Source organism: Streptomyces sp. NPDC060035, assembly GCF_042736635.1.
GTDB lineage: Bacteria > Actinomycetota > Actinomycetes > Streptomycetales > Streptomycetaceae > Streptomyces.
The window spans coordinates 221802-237707 of sequence record NZ_JBHWVO010000007.1; the positions used below are offsets into that span (position 1 = coordinate 221802).

General features: G+C 69.6%; 13 protein-coding genes. 5 read left to right on the forward strand and 8 right to left on the reverse strand.

Annotated features, from left to right (window positions below; translation table 11 throughout):
* Positions 1 to 366: 366 nt before the first annotated feature.
* Complete coding sequence (locus tag ACFWBQ_RS14120; RefSeq protein ID WP_385487560.1) at positions 367 to 3618, reverse strand: GH92 family glycosyl hydrolase; 3252 nt, start codon at positions 3616 to 3618, stop codon at positions 367 to 369.
* Between the two features lie 751 nt (positions 3619 to 4369).
* Here ACFWBQ_RS14120 and ACFWBQ_RS14125 point away from each other — a divergent pair.
* Positions 4370 to 4960 (forward strand): RcpC/CpaB family pilus assembly protein, encoded by a 591-nt coding sequence (locus ACFWBQ_RS14125; protein WP_385487562.1) that lies wholly within the window; start codon positions 4370 to 4372, stop codon positions 4958 to 4960.
* A 113-nt stretch (positions 4961 to 5073) separates the two neighbouring features.
* A complete protein-coding gene (locus tag ACFWBQ_RS14130) occupies positions 5074 to 5535 on the forward strand; it encodes an MscL family protein (RefSeq protein ID WP_385487771.1) in 462 nt (153 codons plus the stop codon).
* Between the two features lie 36 nt (positions 5536 to 5571).
* Here the strand turns inward: ACFWBQ_RS14130 and ACFWBQ_RS14135 are convergent, their stop codons facing one another.
* From ACFWBQ_RS14135 to ACFWBQ_RS14160, 6 genes are read right to left on the reverse strand one after another with little or no spacing between them, the layout of a single operon-like run.
* Positions 5572 to 5775: a hypothetical protein gene (locus tag ACFWBQ_RS14135; RefSeq protein ID WP_385487564.1), complete on the reverse strand. Its 204-nt coding sequence runs from the start codon at positions 5773 to 5775 to the stop codon at positions 5572 to 5574.
* Positions 5776 to 5796: 21 nt separating this feature from the next.
* Positions 5797 to 6210, reverse strand: coding sequence for a hypothetical protein (locus ACFWBQ_RS14140; protein ID WP_385487566.1), 414 nt, complete (start codon positions 6208 to 6210; stop codon positions 5797 to 5799).
* Complete coding sequence (locus tag ACFWBQ_RS14145) at positions 6207 to 6944, reverse strand: ubiquinol-cytochrome c reductase iron-sulfur subunit (RefSeq protein WP_385487568.1); 738 nt, start codon at positions 6942 to 6944, stop codon at positions 6207 to 6209. Before ACFWBQ_RS14145 ends, ACFWBQ_RS14140 begins: the two co-directional genes overlap by 4 nt.
* Positions 6941 to 7543: a 4Fe-4S dicluster domain-containing protein gene (locus ACFWBQ_RS14150; RefSeq protein ID WP_385487570.1), complete on the reverse strand. Its 603-nt coding sequence runs from the start codon at positions 7541 to 7543 to the stop codon at positions 6941 to 6943. Before ACFWBQ_RS14150 ends, ACFWBQ_RS14145 begins: the two co-directional genes overlap by 4 nt.
* A 6-nt stretch (positions 7544 to 7549) precedes the next feature.
* Complete coding sequence (locus ACFWBQ_RS14155; protein WP_385487572.1) at positions 7550 to 9874, reverse strand: molybdopterin oxidoreductase family protein; 2325 nt, start codon at positions 9872 to 9874, stop codon at positions 7550 to 7552.
* On the reverse strand, positions 9871 to 11031 hold the full coding sequence (locus ACFWBQ_RS14160) for an MFS transporter (RefSeq protein ID WP_385487574.1): 1161 nt from the start codon (positions 11029 to 11031) through the stop codon (positions 9871 to 9873). The genes ACFWBQ_RS14155 and ACFWBQ_RS14160 overlap by 4 nt, the downstream gene beginning before the upstream one ends.
* Positions 11032 to 11210: 179 nt before the next feature.
* Here ACFWBQ_RS14160 and ACFWBQ_RS14165 point away from each other — a divergent pair, with 179 nt between their 5' ends.
* On the forward strand, positions 11211 to 12266 hold the full coding sequence (locus ACFWBQ_RS14165; protein ID WP_385487576.1) for a P1 family peptidase: 1056 nt from the start codon (positions 11211 to 11213) through the stop codon (positions 12264 to 12266).
* Between the two features lie 122 nt (positions 12267 to 12388).
* A complete protein-coding gene (locus ACFWBQ_RS14170) occupies positions 12389 to 13135 on the forward strand; it encodes a DUF6227 family protein (RefSeq protein WP_385487578.1) in 747 nt (248 codons plus the stop codon).
* A 105-nt stretch (positions 13136 to 13240) separates the two neighbouring features.
* Here the strand turns inward: ACFWBQ_RS14170 and ACFWBQ_RS14175 are convergent, their stop codons facing one another.
* On the reverse strand, positions 13241 to 14797 hold the full coding sequence (locus ACFWBQ_RS14175) for an MFS transporter (protein WP_385487580.1): 1557 nt from the start codon (positions 14795 to 14797) through the stop codon (positions 13241 to 13243).
* A 61-nt stretch (positions 14798 to 14858) separates the two neighbouring features.
* On the opposite strand from ACFWBQ_RS14175, the gene ACFWBQ_RS14180 reads away from it, so the two are divergent.
* Positions 14859 to 15848 carry a helix-turn-helix transcriptional regulator gene (locus ACFWBQ_RS14180; protein WP_385487582.1) on the forward strand — a complete coding sequence of 330 codons (990 nt, stop codon included), beginning with the start codon at positions 14859 to 14861 and terminating at the stop codon, positions 15846 to 15848.
* The last annotated feature ends 58 nt before the right edge of the window (positions 15849 to 15906 follow it).

Here is a 15906-nt window from a genome sequence, read left to right on the forward strand (position 1 = left end):
GGCGGGGGGACGGGCCCGACGAAGGCGGCGCCTCCTGATGGATCGGAGGCGCCGCCTTCTCACTGCCTTTGCAGGCGTGGCGGCCGTTGCGCCACTTCTTTCACGTCCGCACTCGATACCGGCGATCCGACAGGCTTCCCTGCTGGCCCTGTTGCATGAGCTGGAAGTACCTCGCCCGCTCACGGGTCAGCTTCTTCCGTCCCTGCGGCTACCGGTCCCTCCGGATCTCGAGGTCCATCGCACCCCTTAGCTGGGGTGTTGCGACGCCCACGGAAACCCAGGCTTCCGCGCCGAGGCCCTGAGATGGGTGCGCCGATCGGGAACGGCGGACCGCCGGCATGGGTTCCGGCGGTCCGTCGTCCCTCTCTAAGCGAGCGTGATCGCGTAGATCTCGACGCGGGAGTCGTCCGGCAGCGAGACCGAACGGACCGTCTTGCCCCCGTCGAGCTCGGCGGCCGTGCCGAAGAGCCGAATGGACGGCCCGTCGACACCGCTGCCCCGCTTGATGCGGTGCGGCATGTCGAGGACGACCGTGCTGCCGTCCGGCGCGGAGCCCGCCCAGTCACCGAACGTCACCGGTGCCTCCGTGCTGCTGCCGTCCGTGTAGTGCACGGTCAGTGTGGTGGTCACAGGACCGTTGTGCGCCGAGCCGACGAGCCGCAGCGCACTGTGCTGTCCGGCGGGCAGCAGGAGGGCCTGCCCGCGCGCTTCGAGGAAGTTGTTCGCCGTGCCGGTGGGGTCCGGCGCGTCGTACGTCACCCCGTCCCATGTGACCGGCCCCTCCTTGGGCAGCAGGTCGCCGTCATAGCTCCAGCCATGCCCGTCGAAGTCGCCCTCGTCGGAGTTCGCCACCGTGGCCGTGCCGTCGTGGCCGAGGTCCGCGCGCAGGTTCACGGCGCACTGCCCGTTCGCCTCACTCGCGCAGGTCGTGGCGGCTCCCACCGCGACGGTGGCCTTGCGCGTGACCGCGTTCGCCCCTCGGCCCGCGACCTTCACCTCCACCGGGTAGGACCCGGCGGCGACGCCCGGCGGCACGGTGATGTCGAGCGACACCTTCTTCTGCACCGGAAGGTGTCCGGAATCGATCACCAGGGGTGAACGCGGTGCCGTCGTGGCCTTCCAGCCGCTGGGCACCTTCGCCGTGACCGACACGTTCAGCTTGCCGGGTGCCTGCCCCAGGACGTCCAGCGTGAACTTCGCGGTCTGCGCGGTGTCGCCCGTGGGGACGACCGCCGAGGCGGGACGCAACGACGCGTCGACGTGCTTGCGGCTGTCGGGGGACGCCTGGTTGACGGATGGCGGCTGGGCGTCCTTGCCCGTGCCCCAGGAGGACGGGGAGGTCCCGAGCCGGTGGGCCAGGGTTCCGCCGTGCGCGAGCTTGTTCCAGCTCAGCCAGGTCTGGGGTACGTCCCGGCCGTTCAGGGCCACGCTCTGCACGTACCGCTTCGTGTCGCTCGCTCCGGGCGCCTCGATCGTCAGCGTGCCGCCCTGGCCCTTGGTGCCGGACGCCTTGGGATAGCTGCCGATCCGGACGGTCGCCGACTCGAACTGCGGGCTGGACACGGCCAGGAAGTTGCCGCCGCTCATCGTCGGGTAGATGCCGAGCGAGGAGAAGACGTACCAGGCAGACATGGTGCCCAGGTCGTCGTTGCCCGTCATCCCGTCCGGCCCGTTGGTGAACAGCGTCATCGCCGCACGCACCACGGTCGCGGTCTTCGCCGGAGCGCCGACCCAGTTGTACATGTACGGGGCGTGCAGATCCGGCTCGTTGTTCGGGTTGTACGTCGGCTTGCCGTAGTAGTCGTACGGCTGCGAGATCCAGTCGTTCCGAGCGGTGCCCGCCGGGTCGGTGAGCAGTTTGTCGTGGACGAAGAAGGAGTCGAGCCGCTTCTCGGTGGCGCTCCGGCCGCCCATCAGGCTGACGAGACCAGCCGGGTCTTGCGGCACCAGCCACTGGTACTGGTACGCGCCGCCCTCGTGGAACTGGTGCGCCGCCTCGACCGGGTCGTACGGCGTGAGCCAGGTGCCCTCGGCCGTCCGCGGACGGAACTGCTGGATCGAGGAGTCCCACAGGTTCCGATACCACTGCCCGCGCGCGGCGAACATCCGGGCGTCCGACTTGTGTCCGAGCCGGTCGGCCATCAGCGCGAGCGACGCATCGGCGGCGGAGTACTCCATCGTCGCCGACGCCGGGTGCTTGCAGTCGTTGTCGCCGCCCTTGTCCGCGCAGTCCTTGCCGAGCTCGAGACCTGACGGGATGTAGCCGCGCTCGGTGTAGTGGTCCGAGCCCGAGCGTCCGTTGTACGACGAGTCGGCGGGCGGGGTGCTGGTCGCGTTCTTCTTCAGCAACGCGTAGGTCTCTGCCTCGTGTCCGGCGAGGAGACCCTTCGACCAAGCCTCTACGAGGAAGGGGGTGACCGGGTCACCGGTCATGATGTTGGTCTCGCTGTTGGCGAGCGCCCAGCGGGGCAGCCAGCCGCCGTCCCGGCCGGCCGCGACGACCGACAGCGCGACGTCCCGGGCGACCTTCGGCTCCAGCATCTGCAGAAGCTGGTTCTGCGGCCGGTAGGTGTCCCAGAGCGAGAAGTTCTGATACGGCGTGTAGTCCTTTGCCGTGTGCGTCTTGTTGTCGAACCCCTGGTACAGGCCGTCGACGTCACCGGCAAGGTTCGGGTGCAGCTGGCTGTGGTACAGCGCGGTGTAGAAGGCCTTCTGCCGGTCCGCCGCGCCTCCGCTGACCCGGATGGAATCCAGCTGCTTCTTCCAGGTGTCCTGCAACGCCTTGCGCGTGGAGTCGAAGTCGAAGGACTCCTTGGTCTCCGCGGCCAGGTTCTTACGGGCGCCCTCCACACCTGTGTAGGACAGCCCCACCTTGAGGACGGCGTCCCGGTCGGTGGTCGCGTCGAAGGTCACCCAGGCACCGTTCTGGCCGCTTCCCTCCGCGTCGCGGGTGTCGGGCTCGGGGTCTGCGCCGTCCCACGTGCCGTAGGCCTTGAAGGGCCGGTCGAAGGTGGCACTGAAGTACACCGTGTGCTCGTCGTGTCCGGCGCAGAAGCCCCCGGCGTGCACCCGGCCCTCGATGGTGCGGTCGCCAACGACGTGCACCTCGGAGTCCAGCACGGACTGGTTGGCCTTGCCCGTGTTGAACAGGACGTTGGCCGAACCGGTGGAGGGGAAGGTGTAGCGCTGCCACCCGGTGCGTTCGGTGGCAGTGAGTTCCGCGTCGACGTCGTACTTCTTCAGCCCCACCCGGTAGTAACCGGGGCTGGCCTGCTCGTCGTCGTGGCTGTACGGGGAGCGGTAGGCGTTCGGGTCCACGGAGTCGACCGCGCCCGTGGTCGGCATGATGGGCAGCTCGCCCATGACACCGCAGCCGACGCCGGAAAGGTGCGTCTGGCTGAATCCGTAGATCGAGTCCTGCTTGTAGTCGTAGCCGCCCTGGCCGCCGGTGTCCGGACTGACCTGGACCATGCCGAACGGCGCGCTCGCCCCGGGGAAGGTGTTGCCGAAGTTCTGGGTTCCGACGAACGGATTGACCAGATCGATCGGTTCCGCGTCCGCGGCGGCGGCGGGCTGGGCGATGCCGACCACTCCACCACCCACGAGTACGGCGGCCATCAGACCGGCTGTTATACCGGAAGTACGGGGACGGAACGGTCTGAAAGCAAACCGCATGGGGTATTTCCCTTCGAGTCCTGACACACATGACAACGTTGTCACACTGTTGGTTGGCACCGTAACCCCCGACCCCCCCGGATGTCACTGGTTGAGCGGAGGTCAAATCCTGACGCGACGAATGGACTCCGCAGAATGTGGTGCCCCGCGTCCTACCACGACGTGTCCGGCGATCGGGTTGGTGGCGTCGGGCTCGAGCTCCAGTCGCTTCGCCTCGTCGTCGGTGGGTAGCCAGGAGCGCATGATGTGGCTCCAGCTCAAGCCGATGGGCGACCTCTTCGGGCGCCCGTTCGGCCGTGATGGCACAGGGGTCCTGGCTCGTTTCCCGGCCGAGGCTTTCGAGTGAAGCCCTCATCCGTCGAAGTCGACGGGGAACCTGCCGCGGGACGATCCGGGTTCCGCGGGAGCGGATGCGCCACTCAACGGCACATGGAGGGCGGGCGTAGCTCGCCGGATCGAGCTGCCTGAGCTCGCTCCGGACCCGGCGGGGTGACCGTAGCCATCAGAACCATGACACCCCCGCCGGCTTGCCATGTCATGGCTCGTTCGGGTACCGGGGTTATCCACAACGTGTGGGTTTTCCACAGGCCGCGGCCGGATTCCCGCGGAAGGTGGATCGTGAGGGGCGTCCGGCGTTGTTGCCGCCGGACGCCCCTCACGCTCTGGATTTCCTTCACCGCAGGTGGTGTTTGCCATGTTCCCGTCCGTGCCCGATACACGTCCGGCTCCTCCCGCACCGCGCGGGGTGCCACCGTTCGACCCCCTGCACGTTCACGGCAGCCGTGCCGGACGACTGCGCCGGGTCATACGCCGACAGCGCCGCGCGATGGCGGCGGGAGTCGCCCTGGCCTCGGCCGCGCTCGCCGCTTCGGGCCTGAGCGCCTCGGAGACCGGCACACCGGGTGCGGGCGGCGTCGCCGTTGCGGGCGGTGTGCCGTCGGCTCCGGAGCGGCGTCCTGGGCGCATGGTGTCCGCGCCGGTGCGGATCGCGGATGCGGCGACGGTGCGGTTGTTGCGTGCGGGGGACCGCGTCGACGTGATCGCCGCGCAGGACGGCGATCCTGTTGCCAGGGTGGTGGCGAAGGATGTGGAGGTGGCGGACGTGCCGCGCCGTTCGGAAGACGGCGGGCAGGGGTACCCGGCCGCGGACGGCGACGGCGGGACAGCCGCGGAAGGCGGTGCCCTGGTGGTCCTGTCCGTGGAGCGGGACACCGCCGCGGCCCTGGCCGGCGCGGGCGTGTCCGGTCGTCTCGCGGTCGCGGTCTCCCACACCGAGCAGAGCTGACATGTCGTCAACTCACGCGTTGGGTTTACCTGATTGGACAGCGTCGCCTTCCGCCGCCTTATGTGAAGGAGCAGTTCGCCCCCCTTGCGGCACATACAGAGGAAGACTCATCGATGAGCGAGAAGAAGGTCAGTCTGCTGGAGGGCTTCAAAGCCTTCCTGATGCGCGGCAACGTGATCGACCTCGCGGTCGCTGTCGTCATCGGTGCCGCATTCACCAACGTCGTGAACGCAGTCGTCAAAGGGATCATCAATCCGCTGGTGGGTGCCTTCGGCACCCAGGACCTGGAGAAATACAGCTCCTGTCTCCGAGGGCCCTGTGTCGTGGATCCGGACACCGGCAGGATGGACGGGATCGAGATCCTGTGGGGCTCGGTGCTGAGCGCCGCGCTCAGCTTCTTGATCACCGGCGCCGTCGTCTACTTCCTGATGGTGATGCCGATGGCGAAGTGCCTCGCCAGGAGGGCAGCCGCGCAGGCTGCCAAGGAAGGCGTTCAGGAAACGATGGAGGTGAGCGAACTGGAGGTGCTGAAGGAAATCCGCGACGCTCTGGTATCCCGGCGCGACCAGCCGTAACCAACGGGCCACAGGTCCTGGATCACACGTGTTGGTTCACACGTGGTGGGGCGGCTTCTCGTCGAGGAAGCGGGCCAGATCGGCGGCGCTGCCGCCGGCCGGAGCCCGCTCGCCCCACCCCTGGTCCGTATCGTCCGCGGACTGCCTGTCCAGCGGATCGTCGAAGATCAGAGGCGGCTTCGGCCTGGGCTCCTGCAACGGCTTCGAATCTCGCGGTCCGGAGGCGGGGGCGGTACTCATACGTCAAGGGTACGGCGGCGCTCACCGGTCCTTCGGATCGAGCAGCCACAGGCCGAGGACGACGAGGAAGGACAGGCCGAGGAAACCGGCGCCCCACCAGGCTGTTCCCGTGTTGCCCTCCATCCATTCGTCGATCACCACCGTCAGCCCCCAGAGCTGCCCGACGACCACGGTCATGGCAAGGACCAGCCGGGCCGTCAGCTTCGAGGAGCGCTCGGGTTCCTGGTCGGTGCCCGCTCCGGGGCCGGGACCGGTGTGCCGCACCCGCGGGTCGCCGTAACCGCTGGTGGCACGGATCTGCGGGTAACGCTCGTGTACGGGGCGGTTCAGTTCGGGGCTGGTGCTGCCCGGCCGGTACTCGGGGTATCGGTGTCCGGAGGCCTGCTGGGCAGCGGTGGGCTCCGGGGGATCGTGGGGCTGTCGGGGGTTCGTCATGACCGCCCGCCCGCGGCTCCGGTCCCGCCGGTGGTGCTGTCGGACGGCTCGGCGCCCGGCACACCTGCTTTCGACGAGACCGCCGGGGGTGGCGCCTCCACGCCTCCGCCGACTCCGGGGCAGCCGATCCGGGCAGCCAGGTCCGGGCGGTCCTCGCCGATCTGGCGGCACAGCCCCTGCTCGATGCTTTCGCCGGAGCGGGTGGTGCCCACGGCCCAGATGCTGCCGTCGGTCTGCTCGGTGAGCGCCACCTTGGGCAGTCCGCGAGGCGGCGGTCCCGCAGTGACTTCGCCGGTCCGGGCGTCGAAGACACCCTCGTGGCAGGGGCAGTAGAGCTCCCCCTCGGTGCCCCGGTCGTTGCGCCAGATCACGGCGCAGGCGAGGTGGGTACAGATCGCGGAGTAGCCGACGAGGGTCCCGTCATCCAGCCGTACGGCGACTGCCCGGTCCTCGTCCTCGGGGTAGCGGAAGGCGATCGACTGGCCGGGCAGCAGCAACGGGGCGATCCGCTTCGGCGCAGGCGCCTTGTCGTCCTCCTCGTCGCCGGGGCGGTGGAGGATCCCGCCCGCCACCCCCAGGCCGCCGAGCGCGAGGCCGCCGGAGACGGTGGTCACGATCCGGAGATACTCGCGCCGGGTGGTGAGCGAGTCGGCGGCAATCCGGTCGTGGAGCGCCTCGCGGGGATCGCCGCCGGAGTTCCGGTCGCTGCCGGGCTGCTGTTCGGTGACACTCATCGGCGGACGTCCTTACCGTTGATCTCGACGACGGGAAGACCGCCGGGCACGGGCCACTGGACCCGGTCCGCGGGGACGACCATGGCCACGCCGGTGCGGACCTCGCTCTCGCCGAAGACGAAGGTGTCGGCGACCTGGACACCGGGGCGCTCGGCCTGGAGCTCCTCGACGGTTCCGTAGAAGAGCGCTCCGGTCGGGCAGACGGTGGCGCACATGGGAGCGAGTCCGTAGGCGGTGCGGTCGTAGCAGAGGTTGCACTTCATCTGCAGCTTCGCCTGGAGGTCGATCTTCGGGACGCCGAAGGGGCAGGCGTTGACGCAGTTCGCGCAGCCGATGCAGCGGGTGGTGTCGGCCTGCTGCACCACACCGTCGGCGGTGACCAGGATCGCGTCGGCGGGGCAGACCTCGGCGCAGGGGGCCACCGGGTCCTCGCAGTGCATGCAGACCGTGGGGAGGGAGGCGACCGAGTTGCCCTCGTCGGTGTAGTCGAGGTGAATCATCGACTTGCCGCGGTGCGAGTCGCATTCCCGGCAGGCGGAGACACAGGCCTGGCAGCCGATGCAACGCCCCGGGTCGATGAAGATCGTTCTGCCCATCATGCGGCTTCAGCTCCTGTCCGAGGTGCCACGGCCCTGCGGAGACGTGGGCGGCAGCGGGTCGGTCCGGGACACCTGGGTCTCGGGGTAGGCGACATGGCCGGGTGCGACGGGGGGCGCGGGCACCTCGTCGATCTTTTCGGCGTGCTCGATCCTGCAGGCGCACACCTTGTACTCAGGGATCTTGGAACGGGGGTCGAGGGCATCGATGGTGAGCGCATTGGCCGAGGCCGGAACCGGCCAGTGGTACGGGATGAAGACGGTGTCGGGGCGGATGGCCTCGGTGACCAGTGCGGGGAAGACTTCGCTGCCTCGCCGGGTGACGATGCGGACGGGTTCGCCGTTGCGGAAGCCGTGGGAGGGGTGGATCTCGGCCCAGGGCCGCGGGGTCTGTTCGACGAGGGCGCCCAGCCGGCGGGTCTGGTTGCCGGAGAGGAAGTGGGCGACGGTGCGTCCGGTGGTGAGCGACATGGGGTACTCGTCGTCGTAGGGGTCCATCGGCGGGTGCCATTCGACGACCTGCATATGGATCCTGCCGTCGGGGTGGTAGGTCCTACCGTCCTCGAAGAGGCGTGGGGTGCCCGGGTGGTCGGTGGCGGGACACGGCCAGGCGATGCCGCCGGTCTCCTCCAGCCGTTCGTAGGTGATGCCGTAGTAGTCGATGACGGTCCCGGCGGAGGCCGTCCGCAGCTCGTCGAAGACCGCCCGGGAGTCGGCGAACGCGAACTTGTCGCCGGCGCCCAGGCGCCGGGCGAGTTCGCAGATCACCCAGGTGTCGGTCCGTACACCGGGGGGCGGGTCCTGCGCCTTGTTGTGCTTGACCACACGGGCTTCGGCATTGGCCATGACCCCCTCGTCCTCGGCCCAGGTGGTGACGGGGAAGACGACATGCGCGTTGGCAGCGGTCTCGGAGAGGAAGAAGTCGAACTGGGCGTGGAACTCTGTGGCGTCGTAGCCCTCCTTGACCACGCGGTAGTTGGGGAGGGAGACGAAGGGGTTGTTGCAGATGCCGATCAGCCCGCGGATCTCGCGGCGCTGCATCTGCCAGACCATTTCCATCATCGATGTCCCGGCGGACGGAAGTTCGGATTCCTCGATGCCCCAGATCTCGCAGATCTGGCGCCGGTGTTCCTCATTGAGGATCGAGCGTCCTCCGGGCAGGAGGTCGGACTTCTGGCCGTGCTCGCGGCCGCCCTGTCCGTTGCCCTGCCCGGTGAGGGTGCCGTAACCGGCGCCGGGTCTGCCGATGTGGCCGGTAGCGGCGCACAGGTTGATCACGGTGAGGCAGTTCTCGACGCCCTGCGAGTGGTGCTCGATGCCCCGGGCGTGCCATGCCATTGCTTTGGGGGCCCTTGCGAAGGCTCGGGCCACCTGGACGATCTGCTCCTCGGGGATGCCGCAGATGTCGGCGGCGCGGGACGGCGGGTACTCCGCGGCCTTGGCCCGGACCTCGTCCCAGCCGGTGGCGTGGGCGGCGAGGTAGGTCTCGTCGGTGAGACCTTCGGCGATGATCACGCCGAGCACGGAGTTGAAGTAGGCCGAGTCGGTGCCCGGCTTGAGCGCGACATGGATGTCGGCGGTGCGGGCGATCGCTGTCTCGCGCGGGTCGATCACGATCAGGGTGGCGCCGCGGTCCCGGGCTCCCCAGACGTACTGGGTCAGCACGGGGAAGCACTCGCCGACGTTGGAGCCGGCGATCAGCAGGCAGTCGGTGAGCAGGATGTCGGAGAAGGGATTGCCGGCCCGGTCGATACCGAAGGCGAGTTTGTTGGCACCCGCGGCGCTGACCATGCAGAGGCGGCCGTTGTAGTCGACATGCCGGGTCCTGAGCGCGACCCGGGCGAACTTGCCGACGAGATAGGTCTTCTCGGAGAAGAGGCTGGCGCCGCCGAGAAGCCCGAAAGCGTCATTTCCGTGGGCCTGCTGGATGCGCTTGATCTCGGAGACGGTGAAGTCGAGCGCCTCGTCCCAGGAGACCTCGCGGAAGTCCTCGTCGCGCGATCGGCGCATGAGCGGGGCGGTGAGCCGGTCGGGGTGGTTGACCTGCTGGTAGGCGTTGATGCCCTTGGGGCAGAGCCGCATCCGGTTGATGTCGTGGTTGCGGGGCTCGACCCCGAAGACCTTGCCGCCGCGGTCCACCCGCAGGTACATCCCGCACTGGACACCGCAGAAGCAGCAGTGGGTGGGGACGAGCGTCTCGCCGTCCTGGTCGGCGTGCCACTGGTCGGCCGGAATGCCTCCCGCGTCCCGGAAGCCGCGGGTGCCGGGCGGTGCGAGGGAGGGGTCGAGGGGCACGACCGTGCGGCGGTCGGCAGCGCGTGGATCCGCGGTCACTTGAAGCCCTTCTTCACCTGGGAGAGGTAGGCGCTGCCCCGCAGCACCCTCTTGCAGCGCGGGCAGTACTCGGCCCATGCGTCGAAGCCGAGGTCGAGGTCGCGCATGGTGCCGCGCAGGTTCTCGACGTACGGCCCGGTGTCGATGGGTTCCTCGCAGCGGCGGCAGGCGAAGACCTGGTCGTCCTCGCGGCCGGTGTACTTGAACAGCTGCATCCCGACCGCCGCCGGCCGCTGCACGATGTGGAAGAACTTCCCGAACGGGATGTAGATGAGGGTGAAGACCACCGACACCATGTGCAGGATCGCCAGGAACTGGTAGCCGCCGCCGTGCAGGAAGAGCGAGGAGAAGGTGAGCAGCAGGCCCGTCACGGAGATGACGATCAGGGCGAGCAGCGGCACCATGTCGTACGCGAAGCGCTGACCGGTGATGGCGCCGCGGTCCTTCATCCGGCGCCAGAGGAAGTAGGCGGCTCCGGGGATGACCATGACGGCGGCGATGTCGAGGCCGTGGAACATCAGCCAGCCGAGGATGTTCAGCGAGTCGAAGCCGAGGATCTTGAAGCCCCAGATACGCATCTCGTAGCCGGGGCCCGAGCCGCTGCCCGAGGTGAAGGTGAACCAGCCCCAGGTCAGCGGAAAGGTGATCAGCGAGGCGAGGATGCAGCCCCAGAAGATCAGCTGGTGGGCGGCCCAGCGGGCGTGCGACCGGGCACCGAGGAACTTCTGGAAGCCCAGGTAGGTCGCGATCATCTTCGGCAGGGCGGTGGGTGCCCTGCGGAAGTTCTCGGCCGAGAACAGACTGCCCCAGCCGCGGGTGAAGAGCCTGCGTGCGCCGGGGGCGGAGATCCAGACCGTGTAGCGGTAGGCGACGCCGAAGGCGAGGAAGACGGTTGCCACGGCGTACGGGAGGAGAGCCGAGTCGAAGTTGTGGAGCAGGCGGCTGCCGAGCACGATCGCGAGGATCAGCAGGACGGAGACGACGACACCCGCCAGTGCGGCCCGGCCGTTGACGGACCGCGGGACGATGCCCGCGGCCTTCGCGGCGACGGCGGAGGCGGGACCCGGGTTCCGGCCGTCCGTCCCGCCGGGAGAGCCGGTGCGGGCACCGGGGTCGGACTGCTCGGGTGCGGCGGGCTCTTCTGGTGGCTCGGTCACCCGGCCACCGTAGGACCGTATGGTGCGCTTGGTCCTGTTATGGGCGTCCGCAGGATGAGTGAGTCGCCCGTGTGGCCCCAGCCCCACAGGCCCGGCGGCGACCGCACGTTCCCGCTCCCTCACGATCGCCTGTACGTTCGCCGGGACACGGCAGCACCGCACCTCACGAGGAGCCCGGAATGACCGAGGAACTGCGCCCCTTGGGACCGCTGGACGCGCTGACGGACGTGGCCGGGATCCGTGTCGGCCATGCCCGGGTGCCCGGCGAGGGTGCGCTGAGCGGGAGCACCGTCGTCCTGGCGCCCGAGGGCGGCGCCGTTGCCGCCGTCGACGTACGCGGCGGCGGCCCGGGCACCCGGGAGACGGACGCTCTCGATCCGCGCAATCTGGTGCAGCGGGTCGACGCGGTGGTTCTCACCGGCGGCAGCGCGTACGGGCTGGATGCCGCGTCCGGGGTGATGGCCTGGCTGGAGGAGCAGGGGCGTGGCGTCCGGGTCGGCCCCGACCCCGCCCAGGTGGTTCCGGTCGTGCCCGCCGCCTGCCTGTTCGACCTGGGCCGGGGCGGTGACTGGCGGGCCCGGCCCGACGCCTCGACCGGCCGCGCCGCGGTGGAGGCAGCCGCGGCATCGGAGCCGGGGGCAGCGGTCGCCGAGGGCACGGTGGGCGCGGGCACGGGCGCGGTGGCCGGGCAGCTCAAGGGAGGCGTCGGCACGGCGAGCGTGCGGCTGGCCTCCGGGGTCACGGTCGCAGCCCTGGTCGTGGTGAACGCGGCCGGCTCCGTCCTCGATCCGCGGACCGGGGTGCTGTACGGGGAGTACGGCGCGGGCGAGCCCCCGGTGCACCCTGCGGCCGGAATCCACGAGGCCGCCCGTCTGCGGCTGGCGGAGCTCCGGGAGGCAAAGGGGGGACGCCCCTTCAACACCACGATCGCCGTCGTCGCCACCGACTCCGCTCTCACCCGCGCCCAGGCGCAGAAGCTCGCGGGGACGGCGCACGACGGAATGGCGCGCGCCGTGCGGCCCGTCCATCTGCTCACCGACGGGGACACCGTTTTCGCCCTGTCCACCGGCCGGCTTCCACTGCCCCAGGAGCCCGTGGCCGAGCTGAACGACATCCTGGCAGCGGGCGCTGACGCGCTGGCCCGCGCCATCGTGAAGGCCGTACGCGCGGCCCGGGGCGTCGACGGTCCGGGGGGCACCTTCCCCTCGTACAGCGACCTCTACGGCACTGCCTGACCAAGCCGGGAACTTTCTGCGTGCGCGGTACGTTTTTCGCGAACCCCGGTCACGATGTCAGACCCAGGGACTACGTTATGCACGCATCGAGTAACGCGCGGCGACGGCCTGGAGACAGCACCTTGAGCGATCCGTACGAGACAACCGAGCAGCACCTCGAGCGACTCCTGCGATGCGCCCTCAACTCCTTCGACCTGTCCGACAGCACGATCGACCGGCTCGGGACGGCGCTGGCGCACAGCAGCGCACTGCACTCGTCCCACCACAGTTCCGCACTCCACCGCGAGACCTACCGGCACACCTACCTGCTCTCCGACGGCACCGCACTGACCCTGTGGGAGCTGGTTCACGGCAGCAGCCGGGATACCGGATCATCCCGCAGACACGAGCTGTACGACGACGAGGGCGATGCCCGGATCGCCGCCGCACGGCTGGCCGGAAGCTTCTGGGACACCCCGGCCTTCGGTGACGAGAGCCTCCAGTCGGATCTGGAGGTCCTCACCCTGTTGATGGCGGCGCCCCCGGTCCCCCTGCCCCGCATGTACGCCCCGGACAATTCGGCGGACCACGCCCGCCGTGTCCTGCGCCGCGCGGAGAACAGCGACCACCCGGGCGCCGGGACGGCCGGGCTGCTCCGGGCCGCCTTTGCCCACCACATCACACAGATCTTCGGACGCCAGTGCCGTATCGAGGGACGTGATGCCGGATTCACGCTCTACGAGCACGCCTTCCTGCTCCTGGACGGCAGCGAGACGAGCCTGTGGGAGGTCGAGCACACGGCCACGCCGGACGGCCGCCACATGTGCGAGGTGTACGGGGACGAGGACACCGCACGCCGGGCCATGGAGAGCCGCACCCGAATCTGCTGACCGGCGCTCGCGGGCAGCGCGGACGAGCGGCACGGATCCACGACGCGCGGCTGCCCGTCCGTCCCCGGGCCGGGGGAGTACGGGCAGCCGCGCGTCGTCAGTGGATCAGCGCGTCAGCGCGGGGTCCTTGGAGATGCCGCCGTCCGGTGTCGGGGCCACCGGCTCACCGCCGCCCTCGACGTGCACCTGCGGCCTGGCCGGCAGGGCGAACATCACCAGGAAGATCACCACGAGCACTCCGGCCACCCACCACAGCGACTGCTGGAACGCGTCCACGAATGCCGGGCCCACCGCTTCCGGTGCCAGCCGGTCGCTGATCGATCCGAAGAAGACGACCGAGACGAGGCCGAGCCCCAGGGCCGTACCCATCTGCTGCACCGTGTTGATGAGCCCGGAAGCCGATCCGGAGTGCTCCTTCGGTACCTCGGAGAGCACCGCGTCCGTCAGCGGAGCCACGATCAGCCCCATCCCCACACCCATGACCACCAGGGGTGCGGCCATCTGCCAGGCCGTGATGCCCATGCCGTACCGCGCCGCCTCCCCGATGTAGAGCAGCAGCCCGGCGATCATCAGCAGCGCGCCCGTCTGGAGAACCTTGCGGCCGAAGCGGGGCACCAGCTTCTGTACGGAGATGCCGGCCGCGACCGAGACGGCGATCGAGAACGGGATCCCGGTCACACCGGCCCGCAGCGCACTCCAGCCGAGCCCCATCTGCATGTAGAGCGTCCAGACCAGGAAGAAGATGCCGAGGACGACACCGAAGGTCAGCTGCACGGCGACACCTGCGGCGAAGCTCTTGACCTTGAACAACGACAGTTCGATGAGCGGCGAGCCGTCCCTGCGCGCCTTCTGGCGTTCATACGCGACGAGCCCTGCGAACACCAGGAGGCTGGCGGCCATCGACACATGGCCCCACACCGGCCAGCCGAGGTCGCGACCGCGGGTCAGCGGGTAGAGCAGCATGAGCAGCCCCAGCGTCACCAGGGCCACACCGGCCAGGTCGAGACGGAGCGCCTTCGGCGCCTTGGACTCACTGATGAACTTGCGCCCCAGGATGAGTCCGGCGATACCGACCGGCAGGTTGATCAGGAAGATCGGCCGCCACTGCAGACCGAAGAGATTCCACTCGGTGAGCAGCGCACCCAGCAGCGGCCCTGAGACCGCGCCGAGCCCGACGATCGCACCGAAGAGGCCGAAGACCTTGCCGCGCTCGTGTGCCGGGAAGGTGGCGTGCACGATCGACAGCACCTGCGGCACCATCAGGGCGGCCATGCCGCCCTGCAGGATGCGGGAGGCGACCAGCATCTCCGGGTTCGCTGCGAAGCCGCAGAGGGCGGAGGCGATGGTGAAGCCGCCGATGCCGATGAGGAAGAGCCGCTTGCGGCCGTAGATGTCCCCGAGCCGGCCGCCCGTGATCAGGCCGGCCGCGAAGGCCAGGGCGTATCCGGCGGTGATCCACTGGATCGAGGAGAACGAGGCGCCGGTGTCCCGAGTGATGCTCGGGATGGCGATGTTGACGATCGTGACATCGACCAGGTCCATGAAGGCGGCGGTCATCACGATGGCGAGTGCGAGCCAGCGGCGCCGGTCCGCCGGAGCCATCGGCGGCGTGCCGGCTGCGGGGCCGGCCACCGAGGACGGCAGGGATTCGGAAGAAGTCATAGGAAGAAACTACCGACCCATTAGGTCAGATCGTGTCCTGTTGGACCGGCATCCTGGAACCATGACCGATACCCCGGCACGACTGCTGAATCTGCTGTCGCTCCTCCAGACACCGCGCGAGTGGCCGGGCAGCGAACTGGCCGAGCGACTCGACGTCAGCCCGCGCACCATCCGCCGTGACATCGACCGGCTCCGCGACCTCGGTTATCCGGTCGAGGCGTCGCGCGGCTCGATCGGCGGCTACCGCCTGGTCGCGGGCACCGCCATGCCTCCGCTCCTGCTGGACGACGAGGAGGCCGTGGCCATCGCGGTGGGGCTGCGGGCCGGAGCCGGGCATGCCATCGAGGGCGTCGACGAGGCGTCCGTACGGGCGCTGGCCAAGCTGGAGCAGGTTCTTCCCTCACGGCTGCGCCACCGGGTGTCCTCCCTGCAGAAGGCCACCGTGCCCCTTACCCGCGGCGACGGATCCACCATTGATCCGCAGACGCTGACGGCGATCGCGGCGACGGTCACCGGGCAGGAGCGGCTGCGCTTTGCCTACCGCTCCGGGGACGGCACCGCGTCGAAACGGCAGGTCGAACCGTACCGGCTGGTGAGCACGGGCAGCCGCTGGTATCTCGTGGCCTACGACCTGGAGCGTGAGGACTGGCGCACCTTCCGGGTGGACCGGGTGAGCGATCCGTTCGCCACGGGGGCCCGTTTCACCCCGCGCGAGCTGCCCACCGAGGGCGGGGACGCCGCGGAGTTCTTCGCCCGGTCGATGTCCCGGATGCAGCCGGATCTGCGCATCGACGTGACGTTCAGGGCCCCGGCGGACTTCGTGACGGCACGGCTGTCCACGGCGCTCGGCGCTCCGGAGCCGACCGGTGAGCACAGTTGCCGGCTGCGCTCGGTCTCCTCGGACTCGCTGGAGTGGGTGGCTCTGCGGCTGGCTCTCGTGGACTGCGAGTTCACCGCGCACGGGCCGCCGTCGCTGGTGGCCTACCTGAGCGATCTGGGCGCCCGCCTGACCCGGGCGTCCTCGGCCGGGCCCGGGGCGGAGAAGAAATGAATGAGCCCCGGCGCCGGGGGGGGTGGGCGCCGGGACTCAGCTCATGGGACCGGAATGC